The organism is Paranoxybacillus vitaminiphilus (assembly GCF_003259935.1).
GTDB lineage: Bacteria > Bacillota > Bacilli > Bacillales > Anoxybacillaceae > Paranoxybacillus > Paranoxybacillus vitaminiphilus.
Genome location: NZ_QLMH01000005.1, coordinates 1 through 16253, shown reverse-complemented (window position 1 = coordinate 16253; position 16253 = coordinate 1). Strand labels below are relative to the sequence as shown.

General features: G+C 41.0%; 14 protein-coding genes, 1 pseudogene and 1 riboswitch. Of the genes and pseudogenes, 5 read left to right on the top strand and 10 right to left on the bottom strand.

Annotated elements, in window-relative coordinates:
• Positions 1-32: 32 nt before the first annotated feature.
• From B0I26_RS07795 to B0I26_RS07770, 6 genes are all read right to left on the bottom strand, one after another.
• Positions 33-1127: a Fic family protein gene (locus B0I26_RS07795; protein WP_111644898.1), complete on the bottom strand. Its 1095-nt coding sequence runs from the start codon at positions 1125-1127 to the stop codon at positions 33-35.
• 280 nt (positions 1128-1407) lie between these two features.
• Positions 1408-2754 (bottom strand): aspartate kinase, encoded by a 1347-nt coding sequence (locus B0I26_RS07790; protein ID WP_111644897.1) that lies wholly within the window; start codon positions 2752-2754, stop codon positions 1408-1410.
• An 81-nt stretch (positions 2755-2835) separates the two neighbouring features.
• Positions 2836-3282 carry a DUF1284 domain-containing protein gene (locus B0I26_RS07785; RefSeq protein ID WP_111644896.1) on the bottom strand — a complete coding sequence of 149 codons (447 nt, stop codon included), beginning with the start codon at positions 3280-3282 and terminating at the stop codon, positions 2836-2838.
• Between the two features lie 458 nt (positions 3283-3740).
• Positions 3741-4262: a competence protein ComK gene (locus B0I26_RS07780; RefSeq protein WP_111644895.1), complete on the bottom strand. Its 522-nt coding sequence runs from the start codon at positions 4260-4262 to the stop codon at positions 3741-3743.
• Positions 4263-4726: 464 nt separating this feature from the next.
• Positions 4727-5746 carry a DNA sulfur modification protein DndB gene (locus tag B0I26_RS07775; RefSeq protein ID WP_111644894.1) on the bottom strand — a complete coding sequence of 340 codons (1020 nt, stop codon included), beginning with the start codon at positions 5744-5746 and terminating at the stop codon, positions 4727-4729.
• Positions 5746-6840, bottom strand: coding sequence for a DNA sulfur modification protein DndB (locus B0I26_RS07770; RefSeq protein ID WP_111644893.1), 1095 nt, complete (start codon positions 6838-6840; stop codon positions 5746-5748). The genes B0I26_RS07775 and B0I26_RS07770 overlap by 1 nt, the downstream gene beginning before the upstream one ends.
• Positions 6841-7190: 350 nt before the next feature.
• A riboswitch (cyclic di-GMP riboswitch) is annotated at positions 7191-7276 on the top strand.
• 410 nt (positions 7277-7686) lie between these two features.
• Here B0I26_RS07770 and B0I26_RS07765 point away from each other — a divergent pair.
• The 4 genes and pseudogenes from B0I26_RS07765 to gloA2 all read left to right on the top strand — a co-directional run bounded on the left by B0I26_RS07765 (position 7687) and on the right by gloA2 (position 11730).
• Positions 7687-8253: a hypothetical protein gene (locus B0I26_RS07765; RefSeq protein ID WP_111644892.1), complete on the top strand. Its 567-nt coding sequence runs from the start codon at positions 7687-7689 to the stop codon at positions 8251-8253.
• A 562-nt stretch (positions 8254-8815) separates the two neighbouring features.
• Positions 8816-10336 (top strand): aldehyde dehydrogenase, encoded by a 1521-nt coding sequence (gene adh / locus B0I26_RS07760; protein WP_111644891.1) that lies wholly within the window; start codon positions 8816-8818, stop codon positions 10334-10336.
• A gap of 455 nt (positions 10337-10791) precedes the next feature.
• The gene (locus B0I26_RS07755; protein WP_111644890.1) at positions 10792-11142 is read left to right on the top strand and encodes a DUF779 domain-containing protein; all 351 of its coding nucleotides are present in this window, start codon (positions 10792-10794) and stop codon (positions 11140-11142) included.
• Between the two features lie 202 nt (positions 11143-11344).
• Positions 11345-11730: pseudogene (gene gloA2, locus B0I26_RS07750) on the top strand (SMU1112c/YaeR family gloxylase I-like metalloprotein).
• Positions 11731-11895: 165 nt separating this feature from the next.
• Here gloA2 and B0I26_RS07745 read toward each other — a convergent pair.
• Both B0I26_RS07745 and B0I26_RS07740 read right to left on the bottom strand, forming a co-directional pair.
• Entirely contained in the window at positions 11896-12327 is a 432-nt protein-coding gene (locus tag B0I26_RS07745) for a VanZ family protein (RefSeq protein WP_111644889.1), read from the bottom strand.
• Between the two features lie 104 nt (positions 12328-12431).
• On the bottom strand, positions 12432-12752 hold the full coding sequence (locus B0I26_RS07740) for a hypothetical protein (protein ID WP_111644888.1): 321 nt from the start codon (positions 12750-12752) through the stop codon (positions 12432-12434).
• A gap of 502 nt (positions 12753-13254) precedes the next feature.
• On the opposite strand from B0I26_RS07740, the gene B0I26_RS07735 reads away from it, so the two are divergent.
• Positions 13255-14238, top strand: coding sequence for a Gfo/Idh/MocA family protein (locus B0I26_RS07735; protein WP_111644887.1), 984 nt, complete (start codon positions 13255-13257; stop codon positions 14236-14238).
• A 340-nt stretch (positions 14239-14578) separates the two neighbouring features.
• Here B0I26_RS07735 and B0I26_RS07725 read toward each other — a convergent pair whose 3' ends face one another.
• The gene (locus B0I26_RS07725; protein WP_111644885.1) at positions 14579-15043 is read right to left on the bottom strand and encodes a hypothetical protein; all 465 of its coding nucleotides are present in this window, start codon (positions 15041-15043) and stop codon (positions 14579-14581) included.
• Positions 15044-15389: 346 nt separating this feature from the next.
• The gene (locus B0I26_RS07715) at positions 15390-16190 is read right to left on the bottom strand and encodes an ExeA family protein (RefSeq protein ID WP_015864165.1); all 801 of its coding nucleotides are present in this window, start codon (positions 16188-16190) and stop codon (positions 15390-15392) included.
• Between the last annotated feature and the right edge of the window lie 63 nt (positions 16191-16253).

Sequence of the window (16253 nt, the reverse complement as noted above, 5' to 3'; positions counted from 1 at the left end):
TTGAGAGTTTAAGTTTCTCAACGGTTGTTTTCTTATCGAAGTTTATCAAGAAGGTTATAGTAGTAATATGTTTTAAAGCGAGTTCTTCCATCTGAGAAAATAAATCTTTGGTCTTCTAATTTGTTTAGATATCTCCTAATAGTTCCTTCTGACAAACCTGTTAGGTTAGACAAAGTTTTTGAAGTAAATATTGGTCTTTGGAACATTACATCCATTACAGTGCGAATATTACTGCTATTAATAATGGAACTTGCCCTTTCCAAATCTTCCTCGTATAGTTTATTCACTTCTTCAATTAAACGCACATTTTTCTTAGCCTGAATGCTAATGCATTCTAAGAAAAATTTAATCCACTGCGTCCAATCGCCTCTATAGCGGGTATCATTTAAATACCGATAGTATTTATGCTTATCTCTTTCTAAAACATCACTAATAAAGAAATTTGGATAGTCGATTATACCTTTATTGTACAAATAAAGAGGTATTAAAATCCTGCCTATTCTGCCGTTTCCATCAAGAAATGGGTGGATAGTTTCAAATTGCGCATGAATAATCGCAACTCTTATCAATTCGTCGTAATTGTCTTGAGGATCGTTAATATATTTTTCTAAATTAGACATATATTCATCAACAAGTTGTGGTTCTGGAGGAATATAGGTAGCTGTTTCAATGGTGCATCCTTCAGGTCCAAGAAAATTTTGAATTCTTCTAAACTCTCCTGGAGAACGATTGGCTCCCCTGACATTATTCGATAACAATATTTTATGCATTAATTTAAAAAGACGCGTAGAAATCGGCACACTTTTCAAAGCATCCATCCCATCAATTAATGCTTTGTAGTAATTCAATGCTTCTTGTGTATCCTTATTTACTTTTTTAGTTTGAGTCTCTGCTTCCATTACTTCATCTAATGTAACCTGAGTACCTTCGATTTTTGTAGATTGAACTGCTTCCTTAAGCATTACCGGTCTGAGCAAGAACTTAGGATGTAGTTTAGAGTTTTTTAACATCGTCTGGTATTCCACCATACTCTTGTTTGCTTCGATTAATTCACGAATAAATTCAATCTGGTTTACAATTTCTTCTCCCAACGGTAACATTAAAGGAACGAAAGGTTTTAATCTCACGCCTCATTACCCCTTACGTTCATTTTGGTCATATATTGTTCGTTAATAATATAATATATACCTCTTACATTCATTTATTCCTCTTTTTGAATTTAATTATACACTTTCATCACTTATTTGTTAAGAAAAAAGACTTCTGTTAGAAACAGAAGCCTTTCTATTAGTGTATAGGGTATTTATTTTATTCGACTCATGTTGTTTAGATGAGAAAATAAGATTGGCTAATAAACCTCTCCCACCTACACGTTGTTTAGAGGCGGGAGACTTCTCGGTGAATATGTTAAAAATAAACCTCATACAGCGCTTTGACAGCTCTGTTCACTGCTTCTTCTTTGACGCCGAACATCATGCTGACTTCAGAGGAGCCTTGGTTGATCATTTCGATATTGACGTTGGCTTTGGCAAATGCCATCGTTGCTTTAGCGGCGACGCCGACGGTTTGCTCCATTCCTTCACCAACGACCATGATAAGTGCTAAATTCCGCTCCACATGAATGTCATCAACGTTCAACTCTGTTTGAATGCGGTCAATAATGCGCTGTTCTTTCTCCCCCTCTAATTGAGCAGCTCTTAAAATGATCGACATATTATCAATTCCCGATGGAGTATGCTCATAAGAGATGCCTTCATCCTCTAAAATTTGCAGCACTTTTCGTCCAAAACCAATTTCACGGTTCATCAAATATTTGCTGATGTTAATGCTGCAAAATCCAGTATCACTTGCAATTCCGGCAATAGGCTGCTCCTTATGGTCTCTTTCTGCCACAATCCATGTACCTGGCGCTTCCGGATTATTCGTGTTTTTCACACAGACTGGAATGCCTGCACGATAAACAGGCTCTAAGGCCTCATCGTGGAATACAGAAAAACCGGAATAAGATAGTTCACGCATTTCGCGATACGTCAGCTCTTTCAATTTACGCGGATTGTCGACAATGGACGGATTGACACAATAAATCGAGTCTACATCGGTGAAGTTTTCATACACCTCCGCTCCTACTCCCGCCGCAACAATCGAGCCAGTAATATCCGAGCCGCCACGCGGGAATGTCACAATATGTCCTGTTTTTGAATAGCCAAAAAATCCTGGGATGACTAAAATCCCGGTACGCTTCTTCAAATCTTTCAATTTCTCATAAGACTCCGGTAAAATTTGCGCATTCCCCGGCTCATCTGTAACAAAAATACCGGCTTCTTTCGGATTAACGTAATGCGCTTCATGCCCTAAATGATTGAAATAAAATGCCATCAGCTTTGCATTGTTATCTTCTCCGCTTGCTTTGAGCGCATCCATTAACCGCTCCGGCTCATTCTTATAATTGTCAATGATTTTCTTTAAATCTGCTTTAATTTTTTCAATAATTTCGGACGACAGCTCTAATCCTTCAGCAATCTCCTCGTAGCGTTCCATAACCGCTGTAAATACGTCATCACAGCTGTCTCCGTTTGTCACCTTATTCGCCAGCTGAATGAGTAAATCCGTCATCTTAATATCCTCTTTAAACCGCTTCCCAGGTGCTGATACAACGATGATGCGACGCTGTTCGTCCGACAAAACAATATGTGCAACTTTCCGAAACTGTCCGGCACTCGCCACCGAACTTCCTCCAAACTTTGCTACCTTCATCACCGATAACCCTTTCTATGTAAAAGTTTATTTATATTTTGATATCATATCACACTTTTACAAGAAGGGAAGAGTCATTTTTTATAAATTCTGACATCTTTGCTTTTCCTGAATATTTCCTGCCCTTACATTCGCAATTCCTTCTTTGCACACCCCATACTGCAACCATGAACAGCCTTGACATAAATGATCTAAATCATCAGGATGGACTTTGCGCGCCGTTAATTTAAGCAGCTCCGACTTTAAATACACCCCGTTTTGTTCAATTCCAAGATGTTTTAATACTTTTCGATCCATCGATGTCACATGTTCCTCTGAATCCGGATCAGCTTCACAAGTTGCCTCACCGTGATGCGGACATGTAAAACAAGCATCATCAAGCGCTACGACTACTTTGATTACAAAGTCTTTTTCTTCATTGCGAATCTCTTCAACAATCTCCCCCATTTTCTCAACGAACTCCGGACTATATCCCATTCCGCGAAATCCATGAACACATAATAAATGATGTCCGCGCAACGTTCTCATCTCGAATCCTCCCTCATTGATCTCAACAAATTCATTTTCATTGTTACACTTCATTTAGTTCTATTAAATTAGAATGAAAACCTTTTTTCCATTTACCAATCTCACCAGCTTACTCCCACCATATATAAACATATAAATCTATCTTACACTCTCAATACGTGAATCAAACACGAAAATAGACTAAGGTTCTGTTTATAAGCAGCAGGGCGTCTTTTCAATATATTCAAAAATCCAGTTTGATGTATACAGACTAATTTTCCGACATATCTTATGAAATATTTCAACCGCTCTTTTGTCTCGCTTAAACGTCTTACTTATGTCGTTTTTTCGCTCTCAACTAGTTTACTAAATCTTGCCCGGCAATAAAAAAGAGGCCGCCCTTATAAGCGTTTGACCTCACGCGCATTCCACATGGGGTCTGACACTGTGCTTTAAGGTCAGCCTCATCACTTATCACTTTATAATAAGCGCCAAATTTCATTCAGCCCTAAACGGCTTTCCCACTTCTCATACACTCCGATCCGCTTTGTCAATACGTAATGCAATAAGGTCATTTTCGCCCATCTCGCTTCGAGCGTATCTTGGTGCACATCAATAATGAGCGAGCTGTCATTTGCAAAAATGACTTTCGCGCGCTTTTTTTCATGCCGCTCAATCTTCTTCATATGCGCTAAAAACAGCCAGCAGCACTTATCGCTGTCCGGTGAACAAGTCGGCATCGCATATAGCCCAAGTGCCACACTCAAAGCAATCGGCACCATTTGTTTAATGCCAAGAATTTGCTTCGCTGATTCAAGCCTCCCTTCATAACCGCAGCCATAAAAACTGCAATTTGCTTCAATAATCTGCTTTGGAGATTTCGTCACCATATATGTTTCACGCGATTCATGTACAATCGTACATAAATTGCCATAGTTATCGTACATCGGTTCCAATGCCTGAGTTTCTCTAGTAATCACACAATAATCTTCTGTTCTCATAACTTCTCCCTCCTTTTACAACTTGAACATTTGCTTTTTTCAAAATAGAGGGTATACTAACATTATGTTGGTATACCCAACTGCTCCGTCCCTTTTGGTGAAAAATTTCGCCGGATTCACCAAAAGGGGCTTTTTATTTTGATTGATGCGTCCGCTTTTTTCCCTCCTTTCTGCTAAAAATTCGGGATTGGCAGCGAATTCCGATGCTTCAGCTCATTTCCGCAACAATTTTCGACATTTCTTACAAAAGATTACTATTTTTTCCTTTTACGACTAAATTATACTAAATATTCAAAAAACTTTAATACCCTTTTTTGAATAAATTTTCTAATTTTTTGCGATATTTTTCATTTTTGCAGCTAAACTTCCTCTGCTTCCCTTAAATATTTACAAAATACCATTTATTTTATATAATTAAAATTTTAAAAGGATGCCTCAAAACAATGAGGCATCCTTTTTCATGTTCAAACAAGAGTTTTCTGTGATTTCAACCATTGCACAATGCTCAACAATGTTTCTTTATCATGATTGAAAAAGTACAGGCGCTGACTGCCGCGAAATTGGCCGTTAAATTGCTGCCATTCGCGGTTATGGACATTCCAATTCACGGTGCGCAGCGCTTCCATGCGCCGTTTCATCACTTGTTTCCTCGCCGCAGCCGTACTTCGAACCATTCCTTCATTGACGTAGTAGCCGATCGCTAAAATCATCGGAAAACTGGCTAAAATCGTTTTTTCATAGTTTCCAATATTCTCATGCGGATACAATAAAAATAATTCATTAAACCACTCATCGATCAATTCGACATACTCTTCAGGCTGCAAATTCAGTTTTACATCAAACTCCGGCGATCTCATATATATTTTTCCTGTAATAAACAACACGACTAACTGGCGCAATTGCGACAGCGACAAAAATTTTTTATTCGCCGGACGTATCACCGCCCGCTTTTCTGTTTCAATTCCCGCTAACCGAAGCAGCGGATTTTGCTGCAGCACTTGATGGGCAATTTGGTTCACCGCATTGCGCGAATCGTACTCAATTAACTTCGATAGTGCGACTTTTTTTCCCTTTGTATTAAAATCAATATAAAGCTGGTCCTGCTCTTCCTTTGTTAAGCCGCTGAACAGCTGCACGCCAATGGCTGTCTCGCTTAAAATAATGTCTAACTTGATTCTCTCTTTATTATCTTCACTATTTTGCAGCATTTTTTTATTCGTTTTGTACAATTGCGTTAAAGCAACCGCACGCTTCGAACCGTCAATCATTCTCATTTTCAGCGTTTTTAAATCTGTCTCCTGCTGATCGGTGTGCGCAATAAGCGGAGGGAAATATACTTGTTTCTTGCTAAACGCCTCCTCCATATACTTTTTAATGCTTCTCACTTGCGACTGATAGACATTGCGGACTTCAATCCGTTTTTCATCCATCATTTGCGCTAATTGAGGAATGGGAATGACGATCATCGTTTGCTCCGCATACATCAGCCTATCACCGCTTTCCGTTTCATCTCTTGTAAAAACAGCTCGCTCAGTTTTTTCATTTTTCCTTGCTCGGATAAACGAACAACCTGCTTTTTCTTTTTATCATAAAACGGCGCAAACAAAGGATCGTCATGCCGCCAGCTTGTAACTTCTTTTAACCTTTTTAAATGTTCGATCGCCTCCGTATAGCTCTTCTCTTCCTCTGCAACTAGCCGATACACGGTATATGCAAGCGCAATTTGTACGCCAGACAAACCGGAAACATACTTTTTCCGGTTCTCTGCTTGTTTCGGAAAAAGGTGCATCCATGCCGTAAAAAACAACTCTGCAATATCGGGCACTTCTTCTTCACGGCAATACTTGCATACCGGTTCCCCCTCTTTATAACCGACATTTCCTTCAATGAGGGCTATTAAACATTTTTTCATAATGACCATCGACGTTAGCGAAGAATTCGTCGTCGTCAAACGCGATAAGTTTCTTTCAATCTCAAATTTGCTGTCTAACCGTTGCGCTAACGTTCTTGTCCATTCCGCATAACGGTCGCGCCGGTCATACTTCACCACTAAACCGCCATGCGCTTCTTTCCGCTCCGTATTAATATCCGTAAAAAGCTGGCGTTCATCGTCTTCTGATAAATCTAAATAAATTTGCATCGCAATTTCGTATGATTCAAGCGTGTCAATCCATTTTTGTATTTCCTCTGCTTTTTGCATATAACCGCTATCTTCATACGCCTCTTTTTCAAATTTCAGCTTTTGCAATGCGCTTTCTAACGCTTTGACACGATGCTGTCCATCGAGAATCGCCATTTTCACTCCTGGTACAAGTTCCCATTCCCCTTCACGGATCCGCGCCAATGCGCCGCGGGCAGAAAAAATAAATGGCGAAAAATAAAACGTTCCTTCCTTGACCGTTTCCAAAATAAAATCACGTATTGCATTTTTTCGCCGCAGGTCCAATTCCCGCTGCACTTTTCCATCGATCGTAAAAATCGACTGCAATAGGCGAAAAGGCATTTTCATAAGCAGCACACTGCGGCCAAACTGTCTATATTCTTTTACTTTTATTCGCGCTAATAAATGCTCATTCATATTTGTCACCCCATACACATCAAGTTAGTGAAAGAACTTTCTTCCCTTTCCGGTATTCAATCGGATGAGGAAAAGAAACTTGAAACGCGAAAGGATATGAAAGAACACTGATGATGAAAAGAGGAACTATCACCCCTGATTTTATTATACAAAAAATTACAAATATACAAATATTTCTGTAAATCTATTTTTGAACTATGAATGTAAACTTTCGATATAGCAGGGAGCTGCCAAACAACTTATAAAAATAGCAGAGCAAACAAATTGAATCCATTTTCTTAGCGATTCGATACTTTCGCACTATTTATATCCATTATTGGAAATGGTAAGTTAATAGTGTCGACATAAGGCGAACGAAAAGGCAAAACCGTTGAAAAACGGTGACGCAAAACTATAGGGGCTAATGTCTCTTTGACGATGCCAGCCAGTTACCGAATCGCTTCCTCTGTTCGTCTTATCAAACCGCAATGGAGGGATGACATTCATGAATGAATCATGGTTAACACCCGAACGAAAACAAAAGTTACTATATAGTGCTTTAACTGTAACGGCCATCGTTGTCGGAACGCTTGTAACCTTGCTTGTTAATCAAGCACTATGATGAAAACGCGAATGGCTCATGCTCCTTTTGAACATTTCGCTCTATGTCAAGCTCCCACTGACAAGCGAAAATGTGAATAAAAAAGATGAGCCATACAATGAGCTCATCTTTTTTACTTAACGCTGATTTTTGTCCACATCCCCCTCAAAAGAACCTCAGTTTGCAACAACATTTCCATTGACTCTGTACGGATTGGAATGGCATTCTAAACATAAAGACCAATTTAAGAAAGGACTTGTTCGTGCATGGGCTTAACGAAAGAAGAAGTAACAAAATTATTGTCTGTGATCCTCCATCAATTAGCCGGCAGCTGGCAAAAAGAAAAAATTCACTCCGATGTCACGGAAATCATTATGAACATGAGAATCAAAGCGGAAAACGAGCAAGAGTATATGGATTTACTATTGGCAAACATCGCTTTTGCCGTCGAATCAAGCCGCGCCTTACAACAAATCATGGAACTCATTTTAAAACAAAAAACGCTTCCATCTGCGCAAGCGATCGAAACGATGATGAAAGACGCACAAACGCACATCAATGAGCAGTTAGGAAACTTGACTGGAACATATCGCGCACATTTTGAAAAAATCGAAGACGAAAAGGAACGAAAACGAAGACTCGAACTGACTTACTGTCCGGTGGTTCTCGCCAATCGCATTAAAACCGATTTTATCCTCGGCTTTGTTCATGAAAACAACCGTGAAACAATCAAAGAGTTGCTAAATACAGAACCAGCTTACATCCTTGAATCACTTCACCGTCTAAGCGGCTTGTACGCCAGCATGCTGTTGGAAGGAATAGATTTGCCATAATGGTAAATAAAAAACAAATGGAAGCATAGCGATTGGAAATAGAACAATTACGAACAAAACTAAATGAACCTCTCCCACCTACACTCCGCTTAGAGGTGGGAGACTTCTCGGTGAATATATTAAAGTGATAAAAAATACAAGGAGCTTCCAAAAGAGCATCAACAACAATTAAACAACATCTTCTGTTGACTTTGGCAATATACAATTTTGGTTAGAAAAAATCCCCCTCTGTCCCATCCAATCCCTTTCCTGACAAACTACGTAAATCCAATTTAGAAAACATTCACCATATGAACAGGCCTCAATCTTTGGAATACTTTTTCGCGTCCATAGCGATACACTTCAACATTAGAAAACGCTAAAAGCTTTTAACATGCTGAAAAATCAAGTTAGACTTATATTTATCGCGTTTATCCGATGGATCACTTTAGTTTGACATATTTTACATATAATGATAGTATTTATATTAAGAATTTTCTGTATTTTTGTTCATAAAAATGTATACGCTTACATATATAATGTAGTGGCGTATACAAATATAAAAATAAGGGGGAGAAAGGTTATGATTTATGCTCAACCTGGACAGCCTGGTTCACTTATCACATTTAAAAAACGCTATGAAAATTTTATCGGCGGGAAATGGGTCCCTCCAGTTGACGGCGAATACTTTGAAAATATTTCTCCTGTAACCGGACTCGCCTATTGCGAAGTGCCGCGTTCCAAAGCAGCTGACATTGAGCTCGCACTTGATGCAGCCCATGCAGCAAAAGAGGCGTGGGGACGCACTTCTGCCGCCGAACGCGCACGAATTTTAAACAAAATTGCCGACCGCATGGAAGAAAACCTCGAAATGTTAGCCGTTGCTGAAACATGGGAAAACGGAAAACCAATCCGTGAAACATTGGCAGCTGACATCCCTCTAGCAATCGACCACTTCCGTTATTTCGCCGGCTGCATTCGCGCTGAAGAAGGCTCACTCGCAGAAATTGACCACGACACGGTTGCCTACCACTTCAAGGAGCCACTCGGCGTTGTTGGGCAAATTATCCCTTGGAACTTTCCGATTTTAATGGCAGCGTGGAAGCTTGCTCCGGCATTAGCAGCCGGTAACTGCGTTGTCTTAAAACCGGCAGAACAAACACCAACTTCAATTCTCGTTTTAATGGAATTAATCCAAGACCTTCTCCCGCCTGGCGTTGTCAACATTGTGAATGGCTTTGGTCTGGAAGCAGGAAAACCGCTCGCTTCAAACAGCCGTATCGCTAAAATCGCATTTACCGGCGAAACAACGACTGGACGCTTAATCATGCAATACGCTTCACAAAACATCATTCCGGTGACATTAGAACTTGGCGGTAAATCACCAAACATCTTCTTTGAAGATGTGATGGAAAAAGATGACGAATTCTTTGACAAGGCGTTGGAAGGCTTTACGATGTTCGCCTTAAACCAAGGTGAAATATGTACATGCCCTTCGCGTGCTCTCATTCAAGAATCGATTTATGATGCATTTATCGAGCGTGCTTTAGAACGCGTCAAACAAATTAAACAAGGAAATCCGCTGGATACAGAAACGATGATCGGTGCCCAAGCTTCTTCCGAGCAGCTTGAAAAAATTTTATCTTATATTGATATCGGCAAACAGGAAGGAGCTGAATTGCTCATCGGCGGCGAGCGCAATGTGCTTGAAGGCGATTTAAGCGGCGGTTATTATGTCAAACCGACTGTATTTAAAGGGCATAATAAAATGCGCATTTTCCAAGAAGAGATTTTCGGTCCGGTTGTCGCCGTAACGACATTTAAAGATCAAGAAGAAGCGTTGGCGATTGCGAACGAAACATTGTATGGCTTAGGTGCCGGAGTATGGACGCGCAATATTAATACGGCATACCGCGTTGGCCGCGGCATTCAGGCAGGCCGCGTCTGGACGAACTGCTACCATGCCTACCCTGCTCATGCGGCATTCGGCGGCTATAAATTGTCAGGCATCGGCCGGGAAACACATAAAATGATGCTCGAGCATTATCAACAAACAAAGAACTTGCTTGTCAGCTATTCTCCTAAAAAACTTGGTTTCTTCTAATCTACTGCTTTCATGAGGCTGTCTCACAACCAAAGGGTCGGACTTCTCAGCGACAATATATAGGTCATTGTTCAAAATCGGCCTTACCTATTGCCATCGTTTGAGAAAGCGAGACCTTAACGAGACAGCCTCGTTTTATCAATAATGCAACTAACTTTATTTCATCCCTTGGCAAATGCGGAAGGGGATTCTTAGCCATGAGCCGATTTGGAGGCAGCCATATTCGCGGCTGAAAATTCGCGTTTCTATATAAATAATGAATGGTTACGACATTGTGTAAGTTTAGCAACGAACCTAATAGACTGCACTAGATGAGGCGGCTTAAATTTACGTGTTGAAAACTGAAAGCAGTTCTATATAGGTTCAATTTTCAACCCATCGGTTCGATTTGCGCATCGATATCTTCTGCTGATAGAGTCTTACTGATAAAATATGGAAAGGAGCTGGATTCCTTTATGAATGGGCAACCAAAAGTGATCGCTACAGAGGCAGCATTGCAGCTCATCGAAAAACTGAAAGCAAAATATGGACCGCTTATGTTTCATCAATCAGGAGGCTGCTGTGACGGAAGCTCGCCAATGTGTTATCCTCAAGGGGAACTCATCATTAGCGATTCGGATGTGCTGCTTGGTGAAATTGGCGGCTGCCCTTTTTATATCGCAGCGGCGCAATATGAATATTGGAAGCATACACAGCTCATTATTGATGTCGTTCCTGGACGCGGCGGCATGTTCTCGCTCGAGGGGCCTGAAGGAGTTCGTTTTCTAACGCGGTCGCGCGTGTTCGGCAGCAATGATGAACAATGAACGACCTATATTTCCGATATATATAAAACGTCTCAACTGCTCTTTTGCCTAACTTAAACACCTCACATATGCCGGTTTTTCAGTCCGAACTTATATAATTTCCAACTTTTTTAAAACAGATGCGATTTATCGGTTTTGTATATGTTTTTATTTGTGTATTAATGTTTTAAAATAAGGAAAACAATAAAAAGGGAAGCATACGATGAACCTGAAGCGAATTCATCATGTCGCCATTATTTGTTCTGATTATGAACGTTCAAAGCATTTTTATGTCATGTTCTCGGGCTTGAGGTGATTCATGAGCATTACCGCAAGGAGCGCAACTCATACAAGCTTGATTTAAAAGTGAACGAATATGACCAAATTGAATTGTTTTCATTTGAAAACCCACCGAAACGGTTAAGCTACCCGGAAGCTTGCGGGTTGCGCCATCTTGCTTTTGAAGTGGAGAACATCGAAGAAGCAATCACCCACCTTCATAAACACGAAATTGAAGTAGAACTGATTCGCACTGATCCAATCACCGGAAAACGATTTACGTTTTTTGCTGACCCCGACGGATTGCCAATTAAGTTATATGAAAAATAACAAATCTCTCAAATTTAAAGACATTGCTTCGTATTTCAATAAAAACAGCGTTCTTTCCATCTATCAGCAGGCAATTGTAATGAAGCGAAATGATATGTTCCTCTCAATCCTTCTAAACAAGAAGAGAAAGAAGAGGAACATAGACCATCATGTCAGCGGCCCTCTCTAAGAACGCTTCAGCCGCAAATAAATACGGACAAATAATAACGCAAGAGCCGCGCCAACCGAATCAATCATCACATCGGATACAAGAGCAGAGCGTCCCGGCTGAAACGATTGATGCCATTCATCCGTAGCGGCATAAACAGTGGCGAAGCTCCAGGCGCCGATATAGGCAAAACGATGAGGACTCATCGCTTTCCATACGAGGAAAGCAAGAGTGCCGAACACAGAAAGATGGGCAAACTTGCGGACAATAAAATTCCATGAAAAGAAACTATCATCCTCTCTATGAATCGTTTCCAATCCTAAATATCGGGCAATATGATCAATCACCTTCGCTGTATTTTCCCCTGTAAATGCAGGAGATTCCGTAAAGTAATAAATGAGACCGCACCATAAAAAGACGAGTCCCCACCAAAACCATTTGTTTTTCATCATCTCACCTACTTATTTTTCCACTTCTTAATTCTAATCTTTCCTTCCTTCTGCTCCCTTCTATACGATTCACATCCTTGTGTCAATAAAAGTGTAAGTCGCTGTTACAACAATGCATGTAACGCCAAAGTACGTGAAGAGCACTTTCTGTACGAAAAAAGCAAGAACTTCAAAGCCGGAAATGCTGATAAACTTCCGAAGTAAAAAACCAACATCCTTAAACCGCAGATGTTGGTCAGACCTGTTGTTAACTTCCACGTGATGACTTCCCTGGGCGTTTTAATCAATGAAAGATCAGAAGCAATAGCGCGAATCAATGAAAGAACTCTTTCTTCTTCCCACGTAGAAATATAAAGAAATGGGAAACGGGCTCGCAGTAAATTGGCAATCGTTTTTTTCGTATTTGCTTTTTGGGAACTTGCCAATGAAACCTCCCCTTTCAATATATACAAAATATTACTAATATTATTATTCTACTATACAAAACGCAATTATTTCTATGTTTTAACTACTGAATCTAAGTACATTAATCATAAAGCGGATTTACCTTTTCAACACGCAAACTTAATTTGGTACAGCCTATTTTGTTCGTTCATAATCTTGTATAGACAAGTGGCAAGAGATGTTTGTGAAGCATTTCTGAATCGTTGGGGAATGAAAACTTGTGCAAATGAACAAAATACGGGCAGTGATAGTGGAGTGATTCTTCAACACTTAAACCCGAAACGATAAAAAGAACCGTGTTCCCGACAGAAAAAAAGGTTATAATTTTTTACAATGTTGTTAAATTGTGAATCGATTTATAGAACCAAAAATATAGAAGGAACCCTTAACACGGGCGGTATTCTCCCTCACTTACATCGATATCTCTCCATAATCATGTTAAAATGATAGAAGCATTTTCTACAAAACAAGGAGGGACAAACGATGATTCAATTCGCCACCATCGGAACGAACTGGATTACCGAAGAATTTATTAAAGCAGCGAAAGAAGTACAAGATTTTTCTTTAGCAGCTGTATATTCGCGGACAGAAGAGAAAGGAAAAGAATTTGCGGCAAAGGTGGGTGCGGCACGAACTTTTACCAGTTTAGAAGAAATGGCAAAAAGCGATGAAATCGATGCCGTTTATATCGCCAGTCCCAATTCTTTTCACGCTGAACAAGCCATTATGCTGATGAACCACGGCAAACACGTCTTATGTGAAAAACCGCTCGCTTCCAATACAGCGGAAGTACAGGCGATGATGGCAGCGGCCAAACAAAACGATGTCGTCTTGATGGAAGCGATGAAAACAACGCTGCTGCCAAATTTCCAAGCGATTCGCAAACATATACATAAAATCGGGAAAGTCCGCCGCTATTTCGCAAGCTACTGCCAATATTCATCGCGCTATGATGCGTACAAGCAAGGGATTGTGTTAAACGCCTTCAACCCGGCGTTTTCCAACGGGGCATTAATGGACATCGGCATTTACTGCCTTTATCCGATGGTTGTTTTATTCGGGAAGCCTCTTCACATAAAAGCGAACAGTGTCATGCTTGAATCCGGAGTCGACGGAGAAGGCAGCATCATTCTCGATTATGGAGATATGGATGCAGTGGTCATGTACTCAAAAATTTCCAATTCATACATTCCTTCAGAAATTCAAGGAGAAGAAGGAAGTATTATCATGGATACGATCCATACGCCGCAAAAAGTCGAAATTCGCTATCGCGACGGCCGCATCGAAGACATTACCGAAGCGCAGCCACATCATCCAATGTACTACGAAGCAAAAGAGTTTATCGAGTTAATTCAAAGCGGAAAACGGGAATCAGAGACAAACTCACACCATCATTCACTAACGACAATGGAAATAATGGAAGAAGCACGGAAACAGACAGGAATTGTCTTTCCGGCGGATTGCTAAAGAAGCTGACCTTAAGCATAAGTGTCAGACCCCGCAGTGCCCATATACTATGATGGATTTTGCGTGAGGTCAGACACTTTTTTGGATGGTTGACCGATTGAGTGATATGAAAAAGAAAACACCTCCTCCTGCTGGAATATCTCCAACATCCAACAGGAGGTTTTCGTGTTGACTTCATTACATGCGCTTGCGACTATCTCTTTAAGCGTTGTTTTGATTAAATATTTGAGCAGATAGCTGTATTCCCTCAAAAGAAATAGTAGGTAGTAACTAAAAAAAGAGAGCAACTTTTCACGATTCACTCTTTCTTATCCCCTCTCATCTTCGACAACGACAAACTTCAAGGAGTATTGATATCAGTCAAAAACTTATTTCCCCATTGAAATAACTCATCTCGTCCAATTAAATAAAACGCATTTCCCTTTTCCCATAAGCCTAAACGCTGTAACTTGAACCGGATTAATTCTTTTTGATCAAAACATACTAAAAAAATCGAATGATTGAGTCCGGCATTCCTCAACTCATCCACTAATAACTGCAAATATTTAATGTCTTTCGTATGAAAGGCCTCGGGGCTAAACTTTACCTCAGCAAACTCACCCGCTTCTCCATCCCAAAAACCAGCATCAACTGTTTGCCGATAAACATCGCTGTCATCTATTGTTTCATACGGAGAAGAAGGGACGTACTTTACTGGTTTACCGTCAATTACTACTATTACCCCATAGCCAAAAACGCCTTTTTTACTGTTGTGCCTTAAACTAAATACTTTTTCAAATAACTTTTCAGGAACTAGTCCACGCATTTTTTTTTTCGATCCTCTTCATTTTGGCAAACTGAAAAAAATTCGTGAGTTAAATCAATCAATTGTAACGTATCCGGAGCTGCTTTTTTACGATTAGACACGATGCGATTAGACCACCTCTGTAGTTGTGCTTTATAATTGTAAACTAGCACATTATTTCAGAATCCCTTTTTCAAATTATTTCAGGCGGATTCGGAAATAATGTGCAAAATTTTTGCGGATTGTTCCGGATTTTGCACATTCTTTCGGAACGTTTGCACGCTCTTTCAGATGAAGATTTCCAGCGCGCCTGATGGACCGATGGAAAAGAGAAAGCACAAAAGAGGCCGATTCGGCCCCTTTTGTGCTAATACCCCATTTCTTCTGCGGCCATGCGCACTACTTCTTCGTCAATGGCGTCCTTTTTCAGCTGATATCCGTATAACAGGCACGTCGTGGCCAACGTGTTGATCACCCGAGGCCATCCCCGCGACTGCAGGGCAATCGCCTCTAACGCCGATGGGGTGAAGATCGGATGCTTCGCCCCGGCCTGTTTCATCCGATGCTCGATGTAGCCCGCCACCTCTTCCTTCTCCAGCGGCCCCATCCGGTATCGCATGATGATCCGCTGGTCGAGAGGGCGGTGCTGATTGAGCCGCAGCTTCCCCTGTAAATGGGGCAGCCCGGCCAAAATCAAGACAAATGGGTTGGTCGAATCCATCTCAAAGTTGAACAAGATCGCGATGTCCTGTAAAAATGCATCCTTCGCTAAATGCATCTCGTCCAAAATGAACACCGGCGTGATCCGCCGTTCATGATACAATCGCTCGATCGCCTGCTGGATTTGGCGGAAGAGGTCTACCTTGCGGTACTTCGGTTCCTCTCCTAATCCCAAGGCCAGACCACGGTAAAAATCCATCACGCCTCCGGTGGATAACGGAAAGTAGACGACATGATACAATGATGGATTCAATGACTCTTTCAGCGCCCGAAGGGCGAACGTCTTGCCCGCCCCCGGCTCTCCGATCAACAGCCCGATCCCCCGGGTTCGTTTCACGTACTCCAGCGCCCGCAACGCTTCCTGAAACGGCGCCCCTTGATACGCCTCGGACGGGTCTGTTTCTTTCGCAAACGGCTCCCGCGAAAGGGAGTAAAACGATTTATACACCGTGTTCTCCCTCCTTCGCCGGAATCGCCGCAAACGGGGACCGATGGCGTTTTACATAGGCGT